Source organism: Polynucleobacter necessarius, from assembly GCF_900096765.1.
Taxonomy (GTDB): Bacteria; Pseudomonadota; Gammaproteobacteria; order Burkholderiales; family Burkholderiaceae; genus Polynucleobacter; species Polynucleobacter necessarius_F.
This window is the reverse complement of record NZ_LT615228.1, coordinates 1370540-1393340: the sequence shown is the minus strand read 5'-3', so window position 1 is coordinate 1393340 and position 22801 is coordinate 1370540. Positions and strand designations below refer to the sequence as shown.

26 protein-coding genes, 1 tRNA gene and 5 pseudogenes are annotated in these 22801 nt (G+C 45.2%); 21 read left to right on the top strand and 11 right to left on the bottom strand.

From position 1 onward, the window contains the following. Positions 1-10 precede the first annotated feature (10 nt). The gene (gene gpmA, locus DXE33_RS07215; RefSeq protein WP_114639288.1) at positions 11-700 is read right to left on the bottom strand and encodes a 2,3-diphosphoglycerate-dependent phosphoglycerate mutase; all 690 of its coding nucleotides are present in this window, start codon (positions 698-700) and stop codon (positions 11-13) included. Positions 701-722: 22 nt separating this feature from the next. Here gpmA and DXE33_RS07210 point away from each other — a divergent pair, with 22 nt between their 5' ends. The 4 genes and pseudogenes from DXE33_RS07210 (at position 723) to DXE33_RS07195 (ending at position 2999) form a co-directional block, all read left to right on the top strand. Next, positions 723-1136 carry a rhodanese-like domain-containing protein gene (locus DXE33_RS07210; RefSeq protein ID WP_114639287.1) on the top strand — a complete coding sequence of 138 codons (414 nt, stop codon included), beginning with the start codon at positions 723-725 and terminating at the stop codon, positions 1134-1136. A 10-nt stretch (positions 1137-1146) separates the two neighbouring features. Beyond that, positions 1147-1400 (top strand): annotated as a pseudogene (gene grxC, locus DXE33_RS07205) (glutaredoxin 3). Between the two features lie 57 nt (positions 1401-1457). After that, positions 1458-1952 (top strand): protein-export chaperone SecB, encoded by a 495-nt coding sequence (secB, locus tag DXE33_RS07200; RefSeq protein WP_114639761.1) that lies wholly within the window; start codon positions 1458-1460, stop codon positions 1950-1952. A gap of 24 nt (positions 1953-1976) precedes the next feature. Beyond that, positions 1977-2999 (top strand): NAD(P)H-dependent glycerol-3-phosphate dehydrogenase, encoded by a 1023-nt coding sequence (locus DXE33_RS07195; RefSeq protein ID WP_114639286.1) that lies wholly within the window; start codon positions 1977-1979, stop codon positions 2997-2999. Positions 3000-3022: 23 nt separating this feature from the next. Here the strand turns inward: DXE33_RS07195 and trmL are convergent, their stop codons facing one another. The 3 genes from trmL to DXE33_RS09850 are packed head-to-tail and all read right to left on the bottom strand — an operon-like array spanning position 3023 to position 4086. Beyond that, positions 3023-3493, bottom strand: coding sequence for a tRNA (uridine(34)/cytosine(34)/5-carboxymethylaminomethyluridine(34)-2'-O)-methyltransferase TrmL (gene trmL, locus DXE33_RS07190; protein WP_114639285.1), 471 nt, complete (start codon positions 3491-3493; stop codon positions 3023-3025). A 3-nt stretch (positions 3494-3496) separates the two neighbouring features. Then, on the bottom strand, positions 3497-3685 hold the full coding sequence (locus DXE33_RS10715) for a ComF family protein (protein ID WP_408634203.1): 189 nt from the start codon (positions 3683-3685) through the stop codon (positions 3497-3499). A 23-nt stretch (positions 3686-3708) separates the two neighbouring features. Continuing rightward, complete coding sequence (locus DXE33_RS09850; RefSeq protein WP_197712056.1) at positions 3709-4086, bottom strand: hypothetical protein; 378 nt, start codon at positions 4084-4086, stop codon at positions 3709-3711. A 191-nt stretch (positions 4087-4277) separates the two neighbouring features. Between DXE33_RS09850 and DXE33_RS07180 the strand changes: the two genes are divergently transcribed. From DXE33_RS07180 to DXE33_RS07155, 7 genes and pseudogenes are all read left to right on the top strand, one after another. Then, entirely contained in the window at positions 4278-5078 is an 801-nt protein-coding gene (locus DXE33_RS07180; protein WP_114639284.1) for a methyltransferase domain-containing protein, read from the top strand. A gap of 179 nt (positions 5079-5257) precedes the next feature. Continuing rightward, positions 5258-6417 (top strand): annotated as a pseudogene (gene coxB, locus DXE33_RS07175) (cytochrome c oxidase subunit II). Between the two features lie 40 nt (positions 6418-6457). Beyond that, positions 6458-8081 (top strand): annotated as a pseudogene (gene ctaD / locus DXE33_RS07170) (cytochrome c oxidase subunit I). Beyond that, entirely contained in the window at positions 8065-8196 is a 132-nt protein-coding gene (locus DXE33_RS10235; RefSeq protein ID WP_231970430.1) for a cytochrome oxidase small assembly protein, read from the top strand. Before ctaD ends, DXE33_RS10235 begins: the two are co-directional and overlap by 17 nt. A gap of 48 nt (positions 8197-8244) precedes the next feature. Next, positions 8245-8736, top strand: a pseudogene (locus tag DXE33_RS07165) (cytochrome c oxidase assembly protein); the annotation flags it as partial. Positions 8737-8800: 64 nt separating this feature from the next. Next, positions 8801-8935, top strand: a complete 135-nt coding sequence (locus DXE33_RS07160) for a DUF2970 domain-containing protein (RefSeq protein WP_331851817.1) — start codon at positions 8801-8803, stop codon at positions 8933-8935. Positions 8936-8964: 29 nt separating this feature from the next. After that, a complete protein-coding gene (locus DXE33_RS07155) occupies positions 8965-9798 on the top strand; it encodes a cytochrome c oxidase subunit 3 (protein WP_114639282.1) in 834 nt (277 codons plus the stop codon). Between the two features lie 64 nt (positions 9799-9862). Here the strand turns inward: DXE33_RS07155 and DXE33_RS07150 are convergent, their stop codons facing one another. Next, on the bottom strand, positions 9863-10075 hold the full coding sequence (locus tag DXE33_RS07150; RefSeq protein ID WP_114639281.1) for a twin transmembrane helix small protein: 213 nt from the start codon (positions 10073-10075) through the stop codon (positions 9863-9865). Between the two features lie 14 nt (positions 10076-10089). Here DXE33_RS07150 and DXE33_RS07145 point away from each other — a divergent pair, with 14 nt between their 5' ends. The 5 genes and pseudogenes from DXE33_RS07145 (at position 10090) to DXE33_RS07125 (ending at position 14159) form a co-directional block, all read left to right on the top strand. Next, positions 10090-10890, top strand: a complete 801-nt coding sequence (locus DXE33_RS07145; protein WP_231970429.1) for an SURF1 family protein — start codon at positions 10090-10092, stop codon at positions 10888-10890. Beyond that, the gene (locus tag DXE33_RS07140) at positions 10887-11543 is read left to right on the top strand and encodes a hypothetical protein (protein WP_114639280.1); all 657 of its coding nucleotides are present in this window, start codon (positions 10887-10889) and stop codon (positions 11541-11543) included. The genes DXE33_RS07145 and DXE33_RS07140 overlap by 4 nt, the downstream gene beginning before the upstream one ends. Next, complete coding sequence (locus tag DXE33_RS07135; protein WP_114639279.1) at positions 11543-12673, top strand: COX15/CtaA family protein; 1131 nt, start codon at positions 11543-11545, stop codon at positions 12671-12673. The genes DXE33_RS07140 and DXE33_RS07135 overlap by 1 nt, the downstream gene beginning before the upstream one ends. Then, a pseudogene (gene cyoE, locus DXE33_RS07130) lies at positions 12670-13567 on the top strand (heme o synthase). Before DXE33_RS07135 ends, cyoE begins: the two are co-directional and overlap by 4 nt. Before the next feature lies 1 nt (position 13568). Continuing rightward, positions 13569-14159 (top strand): SCO family protein, encoded by a 591-nt coding sequence (locus DXE33_RS07125; protein WP_114639278.1) that lies wholly within the window; start codon positions 13569-13571, stop codon positions 14157-14159. A 10-nt stretch (positions 14160-14169) separates the two neighbouring features. On the opposite strand, the gene rpoH is transcribed toward DXE33_RS07125, so the two are convergent. Further along, positions 14170-15093, bottom strand: a complete 924-nt coding sequence (rpoH, locus tag DXE33_RS07120; RefSeq protein ID WP_114639277.1) for an RNA polymerase sigma factor RpoH — start codon at positions 15091-15093, stop codon at positions 14170-14172. A 93-nt stretch (positions 15094-15186) separates the two neighbouring features. Then, positions 15187-16077 carry a signal recognition particle-docking protein FtsY gene (gene ftsY, locus DXE33_RS07115; protein WP_114639276.1) on the bottom strand — a complete coding sequence of 297 codons (891 nt, stop codon included), beginning with the start codon at positions 16075-16077 and terminating at the stop codon, positions 15187-15189. Positions 16078-16140: 63 nt separating this feature from the next. Between ftsY and DXE33_RS07110 the strand changes: the two genes are divergently transcribed. From DXE33_RS07110 to DXE33_RS07090, 5 genes are read left to right on the top strand one after another with little or no spacing between them, the layout of a single operon-like run. Further along, the gene (locus tag DXE33_RS07110) at positions 16141-17508 is read left to right on the top strand and encodes a M16 family metallopeptidase (protein ID WP_114639275.1); all 1368 of its coding nucleotides are present in this window, start codon (positions 16141-16143) and stop codon (positions 17506-17508) included. Then, on the top strand, positions 17505-18842 hold the full coding sequence (locus DXE33_RS07105) for a M16 family metallopeptidase (protein ID WP_114639274.1): 1338 nt from the start codon (positions 17505-17507) through the stop codon (positions 18840-18842). Before DXE33_RS07110 ends, DXE33_RS07105 begins: the two co-directional genes overlap by 4 nt. Next, positions 18814-19452 carry a 16S rRNA (guanine(966)-N(2))-methyltransferase RsmD gene (gene rsmD, locus DXE33_RS07100; RefSeq protein WP_114639273.1) on the top strand — a complete coding sequence of 213 codons (639 nt, stop codon included), beginning with the start codon at positions 18814-18816 and terminating at the stop codon, positions 19450-19452. The genes DXE33_RS07105 and rsmD overlap by 29 nt, the downstream gene beginning before the upstream one ends. A gap of 36 nt (positions 19453-19488) precedes the next feature. After that, positions 19489-19980 (top strand): pantetheine-phosphate adenylyltransferase, encoded by a 492-nt coding sequence (coaD, locus tag DXE33_RS07095; protein ID WP_114639272.1) that lies wholly within the window; start codon positions 19489-19491, stop codon positions 19978-19980. Between the two features lie 16 nt (positions 19981-19996). Continuing rightward, positions 19997-20263: a YfhL family 4Fe-4S dicluster ferredoxin gene (locus DXE33_RS07090; RefSeq protein ID WP_114639271.1), complete on the top strand. Its 267-nt coding sequence runs from the start codon at positions 19997-19999 to the stop codon at positions 20261-20263. Positions 20264-20272: 9 nt separating this feature from the next. On the opposite strand, the gene pth is transcribed toward DXE33_RS07090, so the two are convergent. From pth to DXE33_RS07070, 4 genes are all read right to left on the bottom strand, one after another. Beyond that, positions 20273-20863: an aminoacyl-tRNA hydrolase gene (gene pth / locus DXE33_RS07085; RefSeq protein WP_114639270.1), complete on the bottom strand. Its 591-nt coding sequence runs from the start codon at positions 20861-20863 to the stop codon at positions 20273-20275. Positions 20864-20954: 91 nt separating this feature from the next. Further along, the gene (locus DXE33_RS07080; RefSeq protein ID WP_114639269.1) at positions 20955-21569 is read right to left on the bottom strand and encodes a 50S ribosomal protein L25/general stress protein Ctc; all 615 of its coding nucleotides are present in this window, start codon (positions 21567-21569) and stop codon (positions 20955-20957) included. 135 nt (positions 21570-21704) lie between these two features. Then, positions 21705-22670 (bottom strand): ribose-phosphate pyrophosphokinase, encoded by a 966-nt coding sequence (locus DXE33_RS07075; protein ID WP_114639268.1) that lies wholly within the window; start codon positions 22668-22670, stop codon positions 21705-21707. A gap of 54 nt (positions 22671-22724) precedes the next feature. Beyond that, positions 22725-22801: transfer RNA gene (locus tag DXE33_RS07070), tRNA-Gln, on the bottom strand.

Genomic DNA, 22801 nt, shown 5'->3' with positions numbered 1-22801 from the left:
TTGTTTTGTCTTAATCCAAGTAAAAATGTTGAATTGGCTTGAGGTTGTCATCTAGCTCATACACCAAAGGGACGCCATTGGGTACGTTTACTTCCATGATGGCTTCATCAGACATTTGATCAAGGAACTTAATGAGGGAGCGAATGCTGTTTCCATGAGCTACTAGCAAAACACGTTTATTCGCCTTAAGTGCTGGAGCGATAGATTCGTTCCATAGCGGTAGAACGCGTTCGACATTATCCTTCAAGCATTCACCAAGAGGAATATCAGCAGGATTTAATTTGGCATAGCGGCTGTCGTTTTTTGGATTTCTTTCATCGCCCATTTCTAAAAGTGGCGGACGAACATCATAAGAGCGACGCCAGATGTGAACTTGCTCATCACCATACTTAGCGGCAGTTTCTGCTTTGTTCAAGCCAGTTAATGCGCCATAGTGACGCTCATTTAAGCGCCAGCTATGCACTACAGGGATCCACATCAGATCCATGGTGTCTTGAACATGCCAAAGAGTGCGAATAGCGCGCCTCAGGACAGAGGTATAGGCGACATCAAATTCGTATCCTGCTTTTCGCAGATTTTCGCCTGCTGCCAGGGCTTGTTTGGTCCCTTTGGGTGTTAAGTCGACGTCAGCCCAGCCAGTGAAGCGGTTTTCAAGGTTCCAGGCGGATTCGCCGTGACGAATAAGGACAAGTTGTTTCATAGAGCCATTCTATAATCCGGTGATGAACTTTCTCACGCAAATTGATAATTTAGCGCTTATCGCCCTACTAGTAGTTTCAGGTCTAGCGCTTTTCCTACCCACATTATCTACGCTTATTAGCGGAAAGGGCTTATCCCCGACCGAGGCGACGATTTGGATTAACCGCCGCAAGTCCCACATATTAGATCTGCGCTCTGAAGAAGCGTTCAAAGCAGGCCATTTGCCAGGCGCAAAGTTGGCGTCTGCGGTCAGTCTGACTGCAACGATCGAGTCGCTTAAATTAGATCGCAAGCGCCCATTGGTCTTGGTATGCGAAACCGGCGCGCAGTCGCGTAAGGCGCTGGGCGAGATTCAAAAGCTTGGGTTTGCAGAGGTTGGTGTTTTGGATGGCGGCGTACAGGCCTGGAAGGCCGCTGCTCTGCCACTAGTTAAATAGGGTAATTAATATGCCTCAAGTAACGATGTACAGTACTCAAGTCTGCCCATACTGTGTGATGGCTGAAAAGCTCTTGCTCAAGAAGGGCGTTAGCAATTTGGAAAAGATATTAATTGATCGCGATCCTGCTCAGCGTGAAGCAATGATGACTCGCACTGGTAGACGCACGGTCCCGCAAATATATATTGGTGAGACCATGTTGGTGGGTATGATGATTTAGTTGCCTTGGATCGCGCTGGAAAGCTTGATCCATTGCTGGTTTGATAGCGATTCCTATAAAGAGAGTTTGTAATGACAGAACAGTCTTCCATACCACAAGAGATGGCGAATGAACCCAACGAACCTGGATTTCGGATTCAGCGTATTTATCTCAAAGATTTATCTTTGGAGCAACCCAATGCCCCAGAAATTTTTCTAGTTATTGCTGAGCCACAAGTGCAAGTGGAAGTTGATACTGCCGTCAAGCCCTTGAGTGAGGGAATTTTTGAGGTTGCCTTGATTTCAACCATGACGGCCCGTGTTGAGGGCAAGGTACTTTTTCTGGTAGAGGCCGGCCAAGCTGGTATCTTTGAATTTTCGAACATTCCCCCAGAGCAAGTAGATATGATGTTAGGTATTTCTTGCCCGACTATTTTGTACCCCTATTTGCGCTCTAATATGGCCGACATCATCGGGCGTGCTGGCTTCCAGCCAATTCATTTAAATGAAATTAACTTCCATGGAATGTACAAGCACAGAATGATGCAGGCGCAACAAGCTGCTGCAACCAAAGCTGGCAGTAATGTAGATGAGAGCAAAATTATTCTTCCTAATTAAACGCTAGCGCTGAGGTCACGGAATATGAAAGTGACATTATTGGGTGCGGGCGCTTGGGGGACTGCGATGGCCTCCCAAGCAGCACGTCAGTTGCGTGAGGAAGATGTTTGTTTATGGTCTCGCAGCCTAGGGCAGATTCAAGCAATTACTCAAACTGGTGAGAATGCGGAGTACCTGCCGGGTATTACTCTTCCAAAAAATTTACATCTTGCAACAGATTTTTCAGCCGCAGTTAAAAGGCTATCTTCGGATGATCTTTTAGTGATAGCAACACCCATGTCTGGGTTATCTGAAACGATAGCCCGAGTTCTTCAAGCTGCAGAGCATTCCCTTAATATTATTTGGCTATGCAAAGGTTTGGAGCCAGCTACCGCGCTTTTGCCTCATCAGGTGGTTGAACGTGAGCATCGCTTGCATGGACGTGGCTTAAAACATACTTATGGCGCTTTATCGGGCCCTAGTTTTGCGCACGAAGTCGGTGCAGGCATGCCGTGCGCCTTAACGATAGCAAGTTCTTCAACAACTTTGTGTGAAATTGTTCAGGCGGCATTTCATCATGGGAATATGCGTATTTACTCAAACGATGATCTTATTGGTGTTGAGTTGGGTGGCGCAGTCAAAAATGTTCTTGCCATTGCAGCTGGTATTGGCGATGGCTTAAGTTTGGGTTTGAATGCACGTGCGGCCGTATTAACGCGCGGCTTAGCTGAAATGATGCGCTTAGTCAAAGCAGCAGGCGGCAAATCGGAAACCTGCATGGGCTTAACTGGAGTAGGTGATCTCATTTTGACGGCTACTGGCGACCTGTCACGCAACCGCCGTGTAGGCCTTGAATTAGCCGCAGGTAAATCCTTGCCGGAGATCCTGGCAAGCCTTGGACATGTTGCCGAAGGCGTTTTATGTGCTGCTGCCGTTAGTGATTTGGCTAAGCGTTTGGGTGTCGATATGCCGATCACAACCATGATGGGCGAAGTGCTTTCTGGCAAGCTTACGCCAAAAGAAGCGCTCAAAAAATTGATGGGCCGCGATCCTAAAATTGAATCTTGAATCTTCAAGATTCAAGATCGACTTTACTTGCCCCCGATCAATCCATTTTGGCGCCAGGCTTCATAAGTTACTATCGCAACGGTGTTAGAAAGATTGAGGCTGCGACTGTTATTTTGCATTGCTAGTCGCATTTGATTTTCACGCGGAATTGAGTTTCGCACTTCATCGGTGATACCTTTAGTTTCTGAACCAAATACAAAGTAGTCATTTGGTTCATATTTCCCAGCATGAAAGCTAGTACCACCTTTGGCAGTCAAGGCAAACAGATGTCTGGGATGGGGTTTTTCATTTTGAAGAAATTGCACCCAATTCGCATGGACTTTGACGCTGGCAAATTCGTGATAGTCAAGGCCAGCCCTTCTTAGCTTAGCGTCTTCCATCGGAAATCCCAGGGGTTCAATGAGATGGAGACTGGTGCCGGTGTTGGCACACAAGCGAATGATGTTTCCGGTATTGGGTGGGATTTCTGGTTCAAATAAAACAATATTAAACATGCATCATTCTTTCAGTACTGAACTGACTCTTGTTGTTCTAAGTAATACCCAATTGATTACGCGTTCGACGCCATTGTTTTTTAGTACGCGTGCAATTTCATTTAAGGTGGCTCCACTTGTCATGACGTCGTCAAACACAATAACAGTTTTATTTCTGAGCAATTTTCGGTAAACATTATCAATATAAAACATCTCCCTAATTGCATTCTGTCGGGCTAGGACAGAATTTCCTGCTTGGTGCTCTGGATGATGATGTCGCTTGAGGGCAAAAGGCAGTTTTTGAATTGATCTGGCACATTCAATTCGGCGAGCCAATTCCCAGCTTTGATTAAAGCCGCGTGTATGTAATTTTTAATACTCAGAGGCACTGGTAAAAGACAGAACGCGTCTTGCTCTCTCGGGTAAACCGACATCACATGGTTCCAGGCTCTAGCAAGTCCATATGCAAAGGCAATTCGTTTTTGATACTTCAGTTGGTGTAATGCTTCTTGTAGCATTCCATCGTAGCGATGAAGGCAAACAGTTTTATCAAAATATGGAGAGTGATTTGTGCATTGTATGCAGCGTTTTACGAGCACTTCTTTTGCTGTCAAAGGTAGCGCACACTGCTTGCAGCATTCGTAGTGGATCAGGCTTTCATCATGGAGGGCTGACAAGCATCTATGGCAGAGGGGGTTTGACTGAATCTGATTGCAAACGATACAGGGAGTAGGCAAAATTTTTGCACAAATAACCTGAACAATATTCTCTAGAATTTGCATGGGGCGCTGAGTATACTGAGCTAATGACCCAGCCAATTAGATGGTTACACGATGAAATTGCAGTTCGCATGTTGCAAAAACTCGATATCGTCAAACTCGATGCAAAAGATATTCTGCTCATTCCAGATTTTTCTGGAAAGCATAGATCTCTCTTAACAAGACGTTTCCCAAACGCTCGTATACACAGCATTATTGAAGGGGGAATGTCGGGTCTTGATCTATTGATTGCCAGGATTAAGTCGCATTGGAGGGCGCTGATTTTTCCTGGGAAGGTTTTTCATATTGGCGCTTACCTTAAAACTGGCAAATTTAATCTCCCTGACAATTCTGTTGATTTGATATTGAGCGATCTCTTGTTACAAGATCTTGCTGACCCGAAACATTTTTTACAGGAATGTTGGCGGGTTTTAAAAGAGGGTGGCTTAATCTCTTTTAGCTATCTTGGGCCAGACACCGGAAAAGAATTGCGCCCATTAGAGATTGAAAATCTTCGCTTAAAAACTCTATTAAGCCCTTGGGACATGCACGATATGGGGGATGCGCTTGTGGGGGAGCGTTTTTCTGACCCTGTGATGGATATGGAATATTTGACCATTGAATATGAGAAGCCAGCACTTTTGATGGCCGATATCAATGGTTTGAAGCTGGCGCATTCAACCCCCTCAGAAACATCTGAAATGGCAGATTTACCTCAAAAACTAACTTTAGAAGTGGTGTATGGCCATGCTTGGGCTATTGGAAAACACCTTGCAAAAGCTAAGGACCAAGTTGCTTATATTGATATAAATCAAATTGGACGCAAGACTAGGCCAGATTCTGCTTAAGTGTAAGCGTTTACTATCATTTTAAGCTAGACTAAGATTGGATGTGCGTGGGTTATCCCTGTTTGTTGTTGCGCCTAATTAACCCTATAATCACCGCTGGATGTATTGGCTTGAGACCGCATTTTGGGCATTTTGTGGCTTTTTAGCTGCTTTGCTCGCGACAATGAACAGAGAATAAGATGAATTTATTTGGAAAAGTCACTAGGGCTTCGCTCTATTTAGTAGCAGCTTTTGGCACCGCTTTTGCACACGCAAGCGAAAATATGCCTGGCGGTCCAGCTCTGTTAATCAGTTGAATTTTGCCGCTCCCGCGACCAAAATCATGCAAGAAATCCATTGGTTGCATTGGATGATGCTCGGTATCTGTTCATTGATTTTTATCGGTGTTTTTGGAGTGATGTTCTACTCCATTTTGAAACACCGCAAGTCACTGGGCCATAAGTCAGCCTCATTCCATGAGAGCACTTTGGTTGAAATTATTTGGACTGTAATTCCATTGCTGATCGTGATCGGCATGGCATTGCCAGCAACTAAGACTGTTGTTGCAATGAAAGACACAACTAACTCTGACATTACTATTAAGACCACTGGCTATCAGTGGAAGTGGGGTTATGACTACATCAAGGGTGAAGGCGAAGGCATTAGCTTCTTGTCCACTCTGACTACATCGCGTGAAGCAATTAATAACTTGGCACCAAAATCAAACACCTATTTGATGGAAGTGGATAACGAACTAGTTGTTCCCGTTGGCAAAAAGATTCGCTTGATCACTACCGCCAATGACGTGATTCACACTTGGACTATCCCGGCATTTGGTGTGAAGCAAGATGCGATCCCAGGATTTGTTCGTGATACTTGGTTTAAAGCTGACACTATCGGCACATTCCGTGGTCAGTGTTCAGAGTTGTGCGGTGCAGAACATGCTTTTATGCCAATCGTGGTGAAAGTAGTGTCACAAGACGATTACAGCGCCTGGGTTGCTCAGAAGAAAAAAGAGATGTCTGCATCTTCTGATGACCCTTCTAAGGTTTACACCTTGGAAGAGCAAAAAGAGCGTGGTGCAAAAGTGTATGCAGCAAACTGTGCTGCTTGCCATCAACCAAACGGCAAAGGCGCAGGCGCTTTTCCAGCATTGGATGGCAGCAAAGTAGTGAATGGTCCTAAAGCAGGTCAATTCAATATTTTGCTGAACGGTAAAAACGCAATGCCGAAATGGGCTGGTGTACTTTCCGATGGCGATATTGCCGCAGTGATTACCTACACCCGTAACTCATGGGGTAATAAGACGGGTGAAGTCATTCAGACCCAAGAAATTATTACTGCACGTGGCGGCCAGTAACCTATTAACGAATAATAGATAAACGAAACCGGAGTAATTCATGAGCACAGTCTCTACTACCCAAGATCACGCACACGATCACGCGCATGATGATCACACGCCACATGGTTGGCGTCGTTGGTTGTTCGCAACTAACCACAAAGACATCGGTACGATGTATTTGATCTTCTCGTTTGTCAGCTTGTTGGCTGGTGGCATTATGGCCTTGGGAATTCGTTTGGAATTGTTCCAGCCTGGCTGGCTTGCAATTCTTCCGCCCAGAATTCTTTAACCAGCTCACCACTATGCATGGTTTGGTAATGGTGTTCGGTGCGATCATGCCGGCATTCGTTGGTTTTGCGAACTGGATGGTTCCTTTGCAAATTGGCGCATCTGGTATGGCCTTTGCTCGTATGAATAACTTCAGCTTCTGGATTCTTCCAGTTGCTGCTACCTTGCTCTTAAGCTCTTTCTTGGCTCCTGGCGGTGCTCCATCAGGCGGTTGGACTATCTATGCTCCATTGACTTCGCAAATGGGTCCTGGTTTAGATATGGGTATTTTTGCCCTCCACTTGTTGGGCGCCTCTTCAATTATGGGTTCGATCAATATCATCGTGACCATCTTGAATATGCGTGCTCCTGGCATGACATTGATGAAGATGCCAATGTTCTGTTGGACTTGGTTGATCACCGCTTACTTGTTGATTGCTGTGATGCCTGTATTGGCAGGTGCAATCACTATGGTGTTGACTGATCGTCACTTTGGCACATCATTCTTCTCTGCTGTTGGCGGTGGCGACCCAATCATGTTCCAGCATATTTTCTGGTTCTTTGGTCATCCAGAGGTTTACATTATGATTCTTCCAGCATTCGGAATCATCAGTGAAATCGTTCCATCTTTCTCCAGAAAGACTTTGTTTGGTTACAGCTCTATGGTTTATGCAACATCGTCAATCGCGATCTTGTCATTTATCGTTTGGGCTCACCACATGTTTGCAACTGGTATGCCAGTAACTGGTCAGTTATTCTTCATGTATGCAACGATGTTGATTGCTGTTCCAACTGGCGTGAAAATTTTCAACTGGGTTGCAACAATGTGGAAAGGTTCTATGACCTTTGAAACCCCAATGTTGTGGGCTGTTGGTTTCATCTTCGTATTTACGATGAGTGGCTTCACTGGCTTGATCTTGGCTATGGCTCCAATTGATATTGGCGTTCAAGATACTTACTACGTTGTAGCTCACTTCCACTATGTGTTGGTGGCTGGCTCGCTGTTTGCTATGTTTGCTGGCTTTTATTACTGGTGTCCAAAGTGGACTGGTCGTATGGCTAGTGAAACTCGCGGCAAGATCCACTTCTGGGCTTCCATGATTTTCTTTAACATCACCTTCTTCCCAATGCACTTCTTGGGTCTTGCAGGCATGCCACGTCGCTATGCTGACTATCCAACCCAATTTGCTGACTTCAACATGATTGCTTCTATTGGAGCACTCGGTTTTGGTTTGGCTCAGGTTTACTTCTTGTTCTGCGTAGCATTGCCTGCTTATCGCGGTAGTGGCGAAAAAGCTCCAGCCAAGCCATGGGATGGCGCTAAAGGTTTAGAGTGGACTGTTCCATCTCCAGCCCCACACTATACTTTTGAGACTCCTCCAGATGCAGAGCAGTTGCGTGAAGCAGGAATTTAATACGCCCTCTAAAGAAATCCAGGTGGCTAATAACCGCCGCCTTGGATGGATTCTTCTGAGCATTGCTGTTGTATTTTTTATTGGCATTGTGATGAAGTGGAGCTTACTCGGCTAAGTATTTGAATATGACAGCAATGCATTCCACCAATCGTCAAATCATGCTCAAGCTTTGTGTAAGGTAACGGGTATTAACGTGGTTACCAGTAAGAATGATTACGGCATTAGGGCTTTTAGTCCCAATAAGGTTGGTAATACTCAGGTTGATTACTCTCGTAAGGTAACGATTGAGTTTGACTCCAATAGTCGTGGACCATTTAGCTTTAAGCCAGTGAAGAATTTTTTAGAAGTTCATCCTGGTGAGATGACTGAGATTGTGTATGAAGTTACTAATAATTTAGGTCGCTCAGTAGAAGCGCAGGCTATACCTAGTTATGCCCCAAAAAGTGCTACCGAGTTTTTTACTAAATTAGAGTGTTTTTGTTTTCAGCAGCAAACTTTATCTGCTCATGAGGTAAAGAAGATGCCGGTTGTTTTTGTCATTGATGCGGGTTTGCCTGAGGATGTAAAAACAATCACGTTGTCATATACCTTTTTTGAGTTAGGTGTTGGCGTCCCGCCTGCTGGGTCAACCACCCCTAAATCCAAGGGCGTGTGATGGAAAAGAAAAAAAGTACTTTTATGCAGTCTATGAAAGCCGTGTTGTGGGGTTTTTTTTGGGGGTGCGTAAAAAGTCAGGTTTGCAGGAAGATATAGCAACATTAAGTTTTGTGCACATTATCATTGCGGGTGTTGTTGGTGCCTTGATTTTTATGGCAATCCTACTCTTGGTAGTGAAAGCAGTTGTATCCCATTGATTATTTTTTGATTGAATAGAGAGAATAAGATGTCATCCAATTCAACCCCTTACTATTTCGTCCCTGGACTATCTAGACATCCAGCCATGGCTGCCGCTGGCTTAATTGCCTTTGGTTATGGCATGACTGGTTGGGTTAACCACACATCCTGGGGTGGAACTCTTGCCTTGATAGGTGTGGCTTGGATTCTTTTTGTGCTCTACAACTGGTTTGGTGACACGATTGCTGAGTCTAATTCAGGCAAAAATGGCGTAAACGTTGATATCTCCTACCGCTGGTCAATGGCATGGTTCATCTTTTCTGAGATTATGTTCTTCGGTGCATTCTTTGCGGCCTTGTTCTATGCGCGTAATATTGCAATGCCTTGGATGGGTGATGTTGAGAGCAAATTGCTTTGGCCTAATGATGGTCCCGCTGGTTTGGTTGAGAAATTTACCACTATGGGTCCATGGCCAATTCCAACACTCAACACTTTCTTGCTGCTTAGCTCTGGTGTGACCATTACTTATGCTCACCATGCTTTAGTGGAAAATCACATGAAAAAAGCGATTGTTGGCCTGGCGGCCACAGTTGCATTGGGCTTTGTGTTCTTATGCTTCCAAGGGTATGAGTACTACCATGTTTACCATGAGTTGAACTTGAAGCTGACATCTGGCATTTACGGATCCACTTTCTTCATGTTGACTGGCTTCCATGGTTTCCACGTATTCTTGGGTGGTACGATGTTAGCGATTGTTTTGCGCCGTATGATTCGCGGTGACTTTACTGCAGAGCATCACTTCGCTTTTGAGGGTGCCGCTTGGTATTGGCACTTTGTTGACGTTGTCTGGCTCGGTTTGTACATCGCTGTTTACTGGATGTAAGCAAGATAAAAATCGGGGCGTCAAGCCCCGATTTGTTTTGTATTGCAAGGTCAATAACTGCTTTTTAGTTTGATCCAACCTTGATTCCGCTAGCTTCAATTAATCCAAAGTAATGTGCGGCAAGAATGCCCAAAAACAACACTAAAGATAGACCAATACGTAGCATTAAGGAATGAACCATCTTAGAGCTGTTGCCACGACCTCTCATCATGTAGAAGAGAGCAGACCCTAGACTGGCAACAATCATCAGCAGTACAACCGGAATAATCCACTTCATCTCAAACCCTTATTTTGAAACGTATAAATAGTCTTTTTGACGCCCTAGTAGCAAAGCGCATAGTTGCTACTGTATCAGCCTTGCTAGTAATTGTGATCGGCTCCACAGCCGGTATTTGGCAGCTTGGGAGGGCTCAAACCAAAATTGCTCTCGCGGCAAATTTATTAGCTCGCCAACAAATGCCAATCTTGAGTGCAAACGCTGGGCCGTGGACTTTAGAAGAGGCTGCTGAGCGTCGTATGATTGCGCGTGGCCACTATATCCCTGAGGCTGCCATCTGGCTTGATAACCGCCCAAGGCCCATTCCTGCAGGTGGAGCGGGTAATACGGCTCAAGCGGGTTTCTATTTGATGATGCCTTTTAGACTTGAGGGCAGGGACGAGGTGCTCTGGATCAATCGGGGATGGGTTCCCAGAAATAATGAGCAACGCGAATCTTTGCCCCCGATAGAGACTCCTGTCGGCATAGTCAATATTGAAGGTTTGGTATTTGCTAGTCCTGGCAAGGTTTACGCCCTAGGGTCTGAGGATGTAGTTGTTGATCCCAATAAGCCCCGAATCGCCCAGAATTTTGATTTGGAACGAGAGGCGGCCTTACATCATTGGAAGCAAGACCCATTTATTTTGCGTTTAGAGGAGTCTGGCATTTCTGATGGCCTACTGCGAGAGTGGGCGCCTCTGACAACCGGGGTCGATCGCCATTATGCTTATGCATTCCAGTGGTTTGCCTTAGCCTTTGCGGGCTTCCTATTTTGGCTCATTAGCGGATTGCGCCAATATTGGCGACAAAGTTCAGTAAATAAGGATTTAGGGTGAGTGATAAAGAATTATTAATTCCAGCATCGCAGACGGATTCCTCAGCAATCAATGCACAGACTCGTCGTGGTCGCTTACAAATGCTGTTGTTGCTGCTCGCTTGTGCTGCGCCTGTGATCGCCTCTTACTTTGCTTATTACGTGATTAAGCCTGAGGGCGGAAAAACAAATTTTGGTACCTTGGTACATCCAGTTCAATCTGCGAATCCCGCGTGGTTTGGTGTCCCCTTGCAAGGAAAGTGGACGTTGTTAATTGCACGCCCAGCAGCTGAGTGCCAAATTAAAGATGAAAAGTGTATTGAGGCTTTATTTTTAATGCGCCAAGTTAAGGTTGCAGTGGGAAGAGAAAGTAGCCGCGTACAACTTTTATGGGTGAATATGGACGGTAAGCCAGTTGATCTAGAGGTCGCTAAGGCTTACGACGAGAAGGTTGCAGGCTTTAAGGTGGTCTCTTTGCCAACCGATTCTAAGCAGCGCACAGAGTTTTTGGAGTGGCTAAATAAAGAAGGGGCTGGAGAGCAAATCCAGTTAATCGATCCTAGTCCTGCAAAAATGATGTATATCCCCGTCACGAATTCACCTAAAGAATTTGCTTCCATCAAAAAGGATTTAGAAAAACTCTTACGCCTCAATCACAAGGGTGAGAATTTGTAATGCCAAGCATTGGTTTAATTTTAGAGCTGGGGCTCATTGCTATCGTATTTGCGGGGTTACCTTTGGGGTACCTTTGGAAAAAACCTGGTTATAGTTTTTTCCAGAAACTCAATTGGGTGTTGGTCTTTATGACTTTTGACTTAATTGTGTTTGGGGCATTTACGCGCCTTACTGATTCCGGTCTGGGTTGCCCTGATTGGCCTGGTTGTTATGGCGCCTCCAATCCTCTGCATGCGATCAATGTAATTGTGCAGGCTGAAAATACTCTGCCATCAGGCCCAGTAACTGTGATGAAGGCATGGATCGAAATGATTCATCGCTATTTAGCGATGACAGTAGGGGCCTTAATTGTGGTTCAGTTGTCTTTGGCAGCCAGCAAAGTGAAGTCTCTTGGAAGAGAGCCATTATTTGGGAGTATTGCCTTGTTTTTATTGGTCTTTCTTCAAGGTGCATTTGGAGCATGGACCGTGACTTTAAAGCTGCAACCCATTATCGTGATGATCCACTTGATGTTGGCCCTAGGATTGTTAGCTTGTCTAACTGCTTATGCTCAGCAATCTTGGCAAGAAAAAACATCTACAGTACGCACCATTCGCATCAAGCCTTTGCCAGCGCCCTTGTTATTGATTGCGGCCCTGGTCTTGTTTACCCAAGTCTTTTTAGGCGCCTGGGTCAGCACCAATTACGCAGTGCTAGCTTGCCCAGATTTTCCAACCTGCTTGGGCGAGGTTTGGCCTCAAACAAATTGGTCCGAAGGCTATACCCTCTGGCGCCAATTAGGTCTGAATGCTCAAGGTGAGTATATTTCTCCAGTAGCATTGCAAACGATTCACTGGGCACATCGATTGTTTGCGATTGTCTTGATTGTTGTTTTGGGTGCCTTAGCTTGGAGAGCGCTGCAAGTCAGTACTCCAGCAATAGCTAGCTTAGGAAAGTTTGCAAAACTATTATTAGGTTTGCTAGCGCTTCAGGTGGTAACAGGAATATCGAATGTGGTTTTTCAGTGGCCTTTAGCAGTAGCCTTATTGCACACTGCAGGTTCAGCTGCATTAGTATTCTGTTTGGTCAGAATGAGTTACTGGGCTTCCTGGAAGTCTCCAATGCGTTTAAAGACAGTAAAACCTTTATGAATACACCCAAATCAACTGCGTCAGAGACGATGCCGCGTTGGCGCCAGTACTGGGTGCTAACAAAGCCCAGGGTGACACAGCTTGCGGTTTTCTGTGCCGTCATTGGTATGTTCTTGGCTACACCTGGAATGGTTCCCTACACTGTTTTGTTTGGTGGAATTGTTGGTATCTGGTTGTTAGCTGGAGCAGCGTTTGCTGTTAACTGTTTAATAGAGCAGGCAGTAGATGCCAAGATGAAGCGCACTGCGTGGCGCCCATCTGCCACGGGTGAAGTAACTCCATTTCATATCATTATTTTCTCTATCATCCTTGGCTCTTTAGGGATGATTATTCTTTGGAACTTTTGTAATCCTTTAACGATGTGGCTCACCCTAGCTACTTTTGTGGGTTATGCAGTGATCTATACGTGGCTATTAAAGCCTGCTACTCCCCAGAATATTGTGATCGGTGGTTTGTCAGGTGCAATGCCTCCTGCCTTGGTTGGGTTGGGCAGCAGTGACCAACACACTCTCTGCCGAAGCATGGCTGTTGGTATTGATTATATTTGTTTGGACGCCACCTCATTTTTGGGCCTTAGCCTTGTATCGTCGGGATGATTATGTTCAATCAGGATTGCCGATGCTGCCAGTAACGCATGGTGAACGCTTTACCTTACTCAATATTTTGCTGTACACCTTGATTTTGATTGCCGCTACCTTATTGCCTTACATTTATGGAATGAGCGGTATGGTGTATTTGGTGTCTGCAGTGATTTTGGGTTTAATGTTCTTAGCCTATGTAATCGCCCTATTTATCTCTTACAGCGATGCTTTGGCTAAGAAGACTTTCCGTTTTTCAATTACCTATTTGTCTTTACTGTTTGCAGCATTGCTGATAGATCATTATTTCCTCTGAAATGAAAATTACTTTCTTGCGTAGTATCTGCCTTGCTGTCTTTTTGGTATTGCTAGCAGCATGCAGTCCTAAACCTGAGTTTAAAAACATCGACATTACTGGCAGCACTTCCTTTGGCAAGGACTTTAGTTTGCTCGATCCCGATGGGCATGTCAAAACGCTTGCAGACTTTAAAGGTAAAGTCGTAGTGATGTTCTTTGGTTATACGCAGTGCCCTGATATTTGCCCAACTACTCTGACTGAAATGCAGCAAGTAATGAGTTTGATGGGGCCACAGGCTGATAAGGTGCAGGTGCTTTTTGTGACGGTAGATCCGCAGCGCGATACTGCTCAAATCCTGAAGCAATATGTGCCCTCTTTTGATTCGCGTTTCTTGGGTTTGCGTCCCGCCGATGAGGCTGCCTTAGAAAAGGTCACAAAAGACTTCAAGATTTATTACAAACAAGTTCCTGGATCAAAGCCTGGAACTTATACGATAGACCATACTGCTGGCAGTTATGCGTTTGACCCAGAGGGTCGTTTACGCCTGTATATCAAGCATGCGCAAGGTCCGGAGACCTTGGCACATGACTTGAAAGAGCTTCTAAAGTAAATCGGTTTGTTTAGTGTACTTGCAATAGGCTGCGCATTTTTTTGAGGGCTGCAGTTTCAATTTGACGTACACGTTCAGCAGAAATGCCATATTCATCAGCAAGATCATGCAATGTTTTTGTGCCGTTGCCATCAGCATCCATTGCTAACCAGCGTGACTGAACAATATTGCGGCTACGCTCATCTAAGGCCACCAGAGCTTGATCTAGCTTAGGACCCTGGAGTGCGTCAGCTTCTGCGCTGGCAATCCGTTCTGTAGGCTCTTGAGAGCTATCAGCAAGCCATTGAATTGGCGCATAAGCAGAATCATCGTTACTGTCATCGCCCTCGAGTGCAATATCTCCACCTGCCAGGCGCATTTCCATCTCTTTTACATCGGAGCCTTTTACGTCCAATGCTTTTGCCAAGGCATCTACTTCACCTGGGGTGAGGGCGCTAAGGCTAGGTTTGTTGCTGCGTAAGTTAAAGAATAGTTTGCGCTGCGCCTTAGTGGTCGCTGTTTTGACTAAGCGCCAATTCTTGAGAATGTACTCATGAATTTCCGCTTTAATCCAATGGATTGCATAGGACACTAAACGTGCGCCATTACTAGGGTCATAGCGTTTGACTGCTTTTATTAACCCAATATTGCCTTCTTGAATTAAGTCCGCATGAGGGATGCCATAGCCAAGATATTGGCGTGCGATAGAAACTGCTAAGCGCAGATGCGAGAGAACCAAGGTCTTTGCAGCATCCACATTTTCGGTGCGACGAAACTCCTGCGCAAGATGTAACTCTTCCGCAGCGCTGAGCATAGGTACGCGATTAACGTACGCAATGTAGGAATCGAGTGTGCCAACCCCAAGGGCAGGCAGCATTGGAAATGCAGACGCCGTTGCAGCCTGCGCTACGGGCAGCCTTTGCATATTCGGTGTGTCAGATTTCTTTTGAACCATTTTTTATTATCAGTATGAGGTGTAAATAGGCTTCTATTTTAGCACTCTTGTCAAGAGAGTGCTAATGCTTTATTAAATATATAAGTCATTGATTTAATTAAATAATTCTGCAGAATATTGCCCTGATGTGAATGGGACTAAATCCTCAATTCCTTCGCCTTTGCCTAGGGCAAAAATTGCTGGTTTTGGACCATCTTTGAGGGTGTGAGCGAGGGCGCAGATCACGCCGCCTTTGGCAGTCCCATCCAGCTTGGTGACGATGATTCCAGTAAGCCCTAGTGCTGTATGAAAGGCTTTGACTTGGCTCAAACCATTTTGGCCAGTATTACCATCTAGCACCAGCAAGGTATGGTGTGGAGCCCCGGGTAATGCCTTGCCAATAACGCGTTTTACTTTCTTGAGCTCTTCCATCAAATGATCTTGGGTAGCAAGTCTACCGGCAGTATCAATGATCAAAATATCGCTTTTGCGAGATACGGCAGCATGAATAGCATCATGGGCAACGGCTGCGGCATCCCCACCTTCTTGGGTAATAACGTCGACTTGATTGCGCCCACCCCACTCTTGAAGTTGATTACGTGCTGCTGCTCTAAAGGTATCTCCTGCAGCCAGTAATACTGACTTTCCCTGCGACTGAAAAAGCCTACAAAGCTTGCCAATCGTGGTCGTTTTGCCAGCACCATTGACTCCAACCACAAGCCAAACCTCTGGTATAGCCTCTTTAAGGCTGGTAAACAAGGGGTTTGGAGTAGGTTCAAGCGTTTGAAGTAGGCTGGCTACTTCTTGAATCAGCAGATTTTGTAATTCTTCGGGGCTTGAGGCTTTTTCTGATTTGGCTGCTTTACGCAACTTCGTAATCAATTGTTCAGTTGTGGGTAAGCCCACATCGCTTTGAATCAGCGATTCTTCTAAGCTATCAAACCAAGCTTCATCTGTCTTACTAGATTTGAATAGGGATCCGAGGGTTTTACGTAGGCCAAACATAATCGATACAATTTAATCCTTGCATCTTATCAATTTAATTCTCTGAATATGGTGATTTAGCAGATGCCTTCCAATTTACTTCGAATTTTTATTCTCTTTTGGGTGCTGATTCAGTCATTATGGGCTGCAGGCGCTGATCAGGCTAATACCCATGAATTTTTTCTGAGTAATGGCTTAAAGCTGATAGTGCGCGAGGATCATCGCGCACCTACGGTAGCGCACATGGTTTGGTATCGTGCGGGCTCAATGGATGAGGTAAATGGTAAGACGGGCGTGGCTCATGTGTTGGAGCACATGATGTTTAAGGGTACTGATAAGGTGAAGGCTGGAGAGTTCTCACGTTTAGTTGCTGCTGTCGGTGGGCGTGAGAATGCATTTACATCGCGTGATTACACCGCGTATTTCCAGCAGGTAGAAAAGTCAAGGTTAGATGAAGTCATCAAGCTTGAAGCAGACCGAATGTCTAATTTGAACTTTGATGATGCAGAGTTCTTGAAAGAAATTCAGGTGGTAATGGAAGAGCGTCGCCTTCGTACAGAAGATAACCCCAGCAGTCTGTTAAATGAATCCCTAATGGCTACTGCTTATATGAGTTCCCCTTATCGTCATCCAGTTGTTGGGTGGATGAATGATTTGCAAAATATGAAAGCTAGCGATGCCAGGGATTGGTATCGCAGCTGGTATACCCCCAACAATGCAACCGTTGTGATTGCCGGTGATGTTGATGCCAAGCAAGTTTTAGCAAGCGTAAAAAAATATTATGGCGCCGTAACTACCCGAGAATTACCAGTTCGTAAGCCCCAAATTGAACCACCGCAAAAGGGTATAAAACAAGTTCAGGTGAAGGCACCAGCAGATAGTGCGCAATTATCGATGGCCTGGAAAGTACCGCGCCTAGAGCCTGGCAAGCTTGATGATCCTGAGCCTTACGCTTTAGAGCTCTTAGCCTCTGTCTTGAATGGCTATGACAATGCACGCTTGAACCGCGTATTAGTTAAGCAAGAAAAAGTGGTTAATGAGGTTGGCGTTAGTTACGACATGGTTTCGAGAGGTCCTGAGTTATTTTTAATTAGCGCAAGCATGGCCAAGGGAAAAACGGTTGCACAAGCACAGGCGAGTATTCGCAAAGCCTTAGATGAGCTCAAGCAGAAAGGAATCTTAGAGTCTGAGTTAAAGCGAATCCAGGTTCGAATTCTTTCTGAGCAAATCTACAAGCGTGATTCCATCTTTGGGCAAGCAATGGAAATCGGTAGCACCGAAATGGCAGGATTTTCTTGGAGGGATATCGACTATATGCTCGAGAAAATGCAAACCATTACTCCGCAACAAGTCCAAGCAGTGGCAAATAAGTATCTGACGGATGAAGGTTTGACAATTGCTGTTTTAGATCCTCAGGCAAGAAAGGTAACTGCTAAGGAGGGCAAGCAATGAGATTGCTTCAACGGAGTGTTGTCATTTGTTTGCTGACCTTGGGCCTCTTTACAAGTGCGCAAGCGATTCTTCCCATTGAAAAATTAGAACCCCATAAGGGTGCAAAGGCCTATCTAGTTCAAACTAAAGCGCTGCCGATGGTGGATATTGAGGTGAGTATTGATGCTGGTGATCGTTATGATCCCGCTGGAAAAAGCGGTTTAGCTGATATGACTGTAGGCTTGATGATGTTTGGCGTTCGGGGTGATCGTGGCATGTTAAACGAGGCTCAAATTGCTGATGAAATTGCAGACTTGGGCGCTAATATTAGTCTTTCAGCAAGTGGTGAACGCGCTATTTTGCGCATCAGAACGCTAAGTAGAAAAGATTTGCGAGATAGGGCGGTACAACTAGCAGCAATGATGATCGGTGAGCCTACTTACGATGCCAATGTTCTTGCGCGCGAAAAACAGAGAACTATTACAAGTTTGCTTGAGGCAGAAACGAAGCCAGAGTATGTTTTAGATCGTCGTTTTAAGAAAATGGTTTATGGCAACTATCCACTTGCTGATAGTCCTTCGGTGAAATCCATTGGCGCTATTCAAGTATCTGACTTAAACCAGTTTCATAAACAGTTCTATCGCGGTGACCGCATGATTGTGAGTATTGTCGGTGACGTAGATGTGGCTAGTGCTAATGAGATAGTTCAGACATTACTCAAAAAAATCCCATCAACCGGTTCGGTCGTTCCAGTATTGCCAAGCTTGCAGCGTTCACCCATTGAGCCGCTAGCACAGCGTGAGGTGCAAATTCCTTTTGACTCTCAGCAAGCTCATATTGCAACCGGTATGACAGCAGTAGCTCGAAATAATCCTGATTACTTTTCGCTGATGGTGGGTAACTATGTTCTTGGCGGCGGCGGATTTGTTTCACGCTTGATGGCTGAGGTTCGTGAGAAGCGCGGCTTAGCCTATAGTGTATTTAGTTATTTCTCACCAGGCAAAGATGTTGGAATTTTTCAGGCAGGCCTACAGACTAAGAATGATCAGGCTGCGCTGGCTCTTGAGGTGATGAATAACAGTATCGCAAAATTTATTGCTGATGGACCTACAGATTCTGAATTACTTGCAGCAAAAGCGAACTTGATTAACGGCTATGCATTGAGAATAGATAACAATCGTAAATTATTAGATAACGTCTCTTCAATTGTGTGGAATGATTTGCCGCTCGATACGATGGAAACTTGGACTAAGCAAGTAGATGCCGTGACTTTGGATCAGGTCAAAGACGCTTTCCAAAAATATCTTGCGATGGATCGCATGAAAATTGTGGTCTTGGGAGCTCAAAATAAATAAAGCAACGAAACCAGTTAAAGCCGAGCCGCCTAAAAAAGTTCGTATCATCGGCGGAACCTGGAGAAGTCGCTTGCTGACGGTATTGGATTTGCCTGGTCTACGCCCTACCACTGACAGAATTCGAGAAACGCTATTTAACTGGCTAGGACAGAATCTCACTGGTCTACGCTGCCTCGATTTATTCGCGGGCACTGGTGCACTCGGTTTTGAAGCGGCTTCTCGTGGCGCAGATTTGGATATTTTGTTGGAAAGAGATAAAAAAGCTTTCGCTAATTTGCTAAATAACTTAAGTCTTTTGCAATCTGCACCTGTTGCTGGCCATGTAGAGGTGGCTCATCAAGACAGCATTGAATTTTTAAAACGCCAAGCGGATCACTCAACGAACCTTGTCTTTATTGATCCACCATTTCTGGAATCGGGATTGCTCGACCGAGCGGTAAAAGAGGCATCTCGAGTATGTGATGATGCTAAAGGGGGTGGAATATATGTCGAATTTCCATCAAATCGCTCTCTTGTGGAAATAGAGGCCCTGTTACCAGATTGGCATTGTGGAAAATACTTAGAGACCGGGCAGGTAAAAGCCTGTCTTTTTCGCAGCGGAAGAGGCTAAACTCTTGCCTGTAGCTGATAAAGCCTTAGGAGTCTTATGACTGTAGCTGTATATCCAGGAACTTTTGATCCATTTACTCGTGGTCACGAGGATTTGGTGCGTCGTGCTTCAAGCATTTTTAGTGAACTGATTGTTGGTGTGGCCTCTAGCCGAAGTAAGCATCCCTCCTTTACTTTAGATGAGCGTATTGATATTGCTAAAGAAGTACTGGGTCATTACTCCAATGTTAAGGTCGTTGGCTTTGATGGATTGTTAAAAGATTTTGCGCGTGATCACAATGCGCGTGTAATCGTCCGTGGTCTGCGTGCAGTTTCTGATTTTGAGTATGAGTTCCAAATGGCGGGGATGAATCGTTACCTGTTGCCAGATGTTGAAACTCTATTTTTGACGCCATCCGATCAGTACCAATTTATTTCTGGAACTTTTGTACGTGAAATCGCATCAATGGGCGGCGATGTGAGCAAGTTTGTATTCCCGTCGGTTGAGAAATGGCTCGTGAAGAAGATCGCCAATCAAAATGCTAAGTAAGGCCACTGAGTAAAAAATGGCTTTAATGATTACGGACGAATGCATCAACTGTGATGTATGCGAGCCAGAGTGCCCCAATGATGCAATTTATATGGGTCTAGAGATTTATGAAATCGATCCGAATAAATGTACTGAATGTGTCGGTCACTACGATGCACCTCAATGTCGACAAGTCTGTCCCGTAGATTGCATTCCTTTTAATCCCGAGCACGCAGAAACTCAAGAGCAGCTCATGGTGAAATTCAAGCTCTTAACTGCTGCAAAAAAGGCCAATTCAGTTTAACTGAGCGGCTTAAGGTTTGGAGTGCAGTTCCATCATGGCGGTTTGAGTATCACCCTTTAAAAAATGCGGCAAAATTTTCAGGCCATTATCAATGCTGATATTGATGAGTTTTTGCTCTGCTAGTTGCGGTCTACGTAAAACATAATCTGCAACATCCATTGGGCGACCATCACCGGCCAGATTTCTAGGGTGTCCAATGCCCAGGCGAAGCCGCCAATAGTTCGGCGTCCCCAAATGCGCTTGAATATCTTTGAGGCCATTGTGACCCCCCGTGCCGCCACCTAATTTGATGCGCGCTGTACCGGGCTTGAGGTCAAGCTCATCTTGCACTACCAAGATAGCTTCAGGAGTGATTTTATGAAAGCGACACAAAGTACCAACTGCTTGACCACTGAGATTCATATAGGTGCTTGGCTTGAGTAAAAAAAGATCTTCGCCTTCCCACTTTGCTTTTGCTACTTGACCATGAAAACGTTTTTCAGTTTCAAATCGAGTATTTAATTGTTTTGCTAGGGCATCGAGAAACCAGAAGCCAGCATTGTGCCGATCAGCTTCATGCTCATTGCCAGGGTTTCCTAGGCCAACAATTAATTTAGTCATGGTGGGAGTTTAAAGATATACCAACGTTTCTACAAAGGGCAAAAATAAAGCCCGCATATGCGGGCTTTATTGTGCAAGTAACTTAGCTAAATTAAGCCTTGTCCTTTGCATCAGCAGCAGCTGCTGCAGTCTCAGCGGCTTTAACAGCTGGAATGCGGGCATTGGCGATCACTGGGTTCTCTTGCTCAACATGCAATACCAATTCAACGCCTGTTGGTAATGCCAGGTCTTTAGCATGTACTGAATGACCAACTTCGATTTTGCTCAAGTCTACTTCAATGAACTCTGGCAAGTCTGCTGGTAAGCAAGAAACTTCGATGTCATTGAGGATATGGCTTACGACTGCGCCTTGCAATTTCACGGCAGCTGAAGTTTCGGCGTTAGTGAAGTGCAATGGAACGCGCATATGAACTTTCTCAGTCGCAGAAACGCGCTGGAAGTCAATGTGCAGAACCAATGGCTTAAATGGATGCATCTGGTAATCACGCAACAACACCTTTTGTGTCTTGCCACCGATTTCCAAATCAAGAATGGATGAGTGAAACGCTTCCTTGCGCAGAGCATGGAATAGAGCGTTATGGTCTAACTCGATGACCAAGGCTGGATCTTTACTACCGTAAACGATACCCGGAGTCTTACCGGAATTGCGCAGACGGCGGCTCGCACCCGTTCCCTGTACGCTTCTTTCAAAAGCAACAACTTTCATAATAAATTCCCTTTAAAGGTTAATTTCCGTTCGCGACCAAACAGAAAAGCCTTCGATTATATCGTGGGAAAGGAGGTTTTTGCTTACAAAGAGCCTAAAAATACTAAAAAACCGATTAAAACAGTGTTTTTTGGCTCATTCAGCAAACATGGACATGACTGAATCGCCCTTGCTAATGCGAGACAAGGTCTCAGCAAGTAGGGGGGCAACAGTCAATTGCCGAATTTTGCTTACTTTCGAAGCTTCTGCTGTCAATGGAATGGTGTCCGTAACAACCAATTCATCAAGTTGAGATGCTGCAATACGGGCTACAGCCCCTCCGGAAAGAACGGCATGAGTACAGTACGCCGTAACGCCCTTAGCACCGCGCTCCTTAAGTGCTTCAGCAGCCTTGCAAAGAGTTCCGCCGGTATCGATAATGTCGTCCATAATCACGCAATGGCGACCTTCTACTTCTCCGATAAGGTGCATTACTTCAGACACATTGGCCTTGGGGCGGCGTTTGTCAATAATCGCTAAATCTGTGCCCAATTGTTTGGCCATCGCGCGGGCGCGAACTACACCACCAATGTCTGGGGAAACAATAATTAAGTCTTTTCGGGTCTTTTGAGCCTGAAGGTCAGACAATAAAACTGGTGAGGCGTAAATGTTATCTACAGGAATGTCGAAAAAGCCTTGAATTTGGTCTGCATGAAGGTCCATGGTTAACACGCGTTCAATGCCAGCAACGGACTGGAGCATATTTGCAACAATGCGAGCCGAAATAGCAACGCGTGCAGAGCGTGGTCGACGATCTTGGCGGGCATACCCAAAGTAAGGAATCACCGCGGTTATACGGCTTGCGGACGCTCGCTTAAGCGCATCAATCATGATCATTAATTCCATCAAACTGTCGTTGGTTGGCGCACAGGTTGATTGGATAACTACGACATTTTTACCGCGAACGTTCTCTTGAATTTCTACTTGAATTTCGCCATCTGAGAAGCGTCCCACAAAGGCCTTGCCCATGGGTAAATTGAGCTCTTTGGCCACCGCCTCAGCCAAAACCGGATTTGCGTTGCCTGTGAATAAAGTCAATAAATCTGCGTTTGTGGAGGACATAGGCTTAAGGGTTTTGTGGGTTCAAAAGGTTATCTTTGTCGTTTCTACAGTATTTGGCAGGGGAAGAAGGATTCGAACCTTCGCATGCTGGAATCAAAATCCAGTGCCTTAACCAGCTTGGCGATTCCCCT

Coding starts and splice junctions, on each gene's coding strand:
- DXE33_RS07195 (WP_114639286.1), top strand. CDS start 1,977: ATGAAAGTGACATTATTGGGTGCGGGCGCTTGGGGGACTGCGATGGCC.
- DXE33_RS07155 (WP_114639282.1), top strand. CDS start 8,965: ATGTCATCCAATTCAACCCCTTACTATTTCGTCCCTGGACTATCTAGA.
- DXE33_RS07180 (WP_114639284.1), top strand. CDS start 4,278: ATGACCCAGCCAATTAGATGGTTACACGATGAAATTGCAGTTCGCATG.
- DXE33_RS07210 (WP_114639287.1), top strand. CDS start 723: ATGAACTTTCTCACGCAAATTGATAATTTAGCGCTTATCGCCCTACTA.
- gpmA (WP_114639288.1), bottom strand. CDS start 700: ATGAAACAACTTGTCCTTATTCGTCACGGCGAATCCGCCTGGAACCTT.
- DXE33_RS07125 (WP_114639278.1), top strand. CDS start 13,569: ATGAAAATTACTTTCTTGCGTAGTATCTGCCTTGCTGTCTTTTTGGTA.
- DXE33_RS07105 (WP_114639274.1), top strand. CDS start 17,505: ATGAGATTGCTTCAACGGAGTGTTGTCATTTGTTTGCTGACCTTGGGC.
- ftsY (WP_114639276.1), bottom strand. CDS start 16,077: ATGTTTGGCCTACGTAAAACCCTCGGATCCCTATTCAAATCTAGTAAG.
- DXE33_RS07110 (WP_114639275.1), top strand. CDS start 16,141: ATGCCTTCCAATTTACTTCGAATTTTTATTCTCTTTTGGGTGCTGATT.
- pth (WP_114639270.1), bottom strand. CDS start 20,863: ATGACTAAATTAATTGTTGGCCTAGGAAACCCTGGCAATGAGCATGAA.
- rpoH (WP_114639277.1), bottom strand. CDS start 15,093: ATGGTTCAAAAGAAATCTGACACACCGAATATGCAAAGGCTGCCCGTA.
- coaD (WP_114639272.1), top strand. CDS start 19,489: ATGACTGTAGCTGTATATCCAGGAACTTTTGATCCATTTACTCGTGGT.
- DXE33_RS07080 (WP_114639269.1), bottom strand. CDS start 21,569: ATGAAAGTTGTTGCTTTTGAAAGAAGCGTACAGGGAACGGGTGCGAGC.
- DXE33_RS07090 (WP_114639271.1), top strand. CDS start 19,997: ATGGCTTTAATGATTACGGACGAATGCATCAACTGTGATGTATGCGAG.
- trmL (WP_114639285.1), bottom strand. CDS start 3,493: ATGTTTAATATTGTTTTATTTGAACCAGAAATCCCACCCAATACCGGA.
- DXE33_RS07150 (WP_114639281.1), bottom strand. CDS start 10,075: ATGAAGTGGATTATTCCGGTTGTACTGCTGATGATTGTTGCCAGTCTA.
- secB (WP_114639761.1), top strand. CDS start 1,458: ATGGCGAATGAACCCAACGAACCTGGATTTCGGATTCAGCGTATTTAT.
- DXE33_RS07135 (WP_114639279.1), top strand. CDS start 11,543: ATGCCAAGCATTGGTTTAATTTTAGAGCTGGGGCTCATTGCTATCGTA.
- DXE33_RS10715 (WP_408634203.1), bottom strand. CDS start 3,685: ATGTTTTATATTGATAATGTTTACCGAAAATTGCTCAGAAATAAAACT.
- DXE33_RS07075 (WP_114639268.1), bottom strand. CDS start 22,670: ATGTCCTCCACAAACGCAGATTTATTGACTTTATTCACAGGCAACGCA.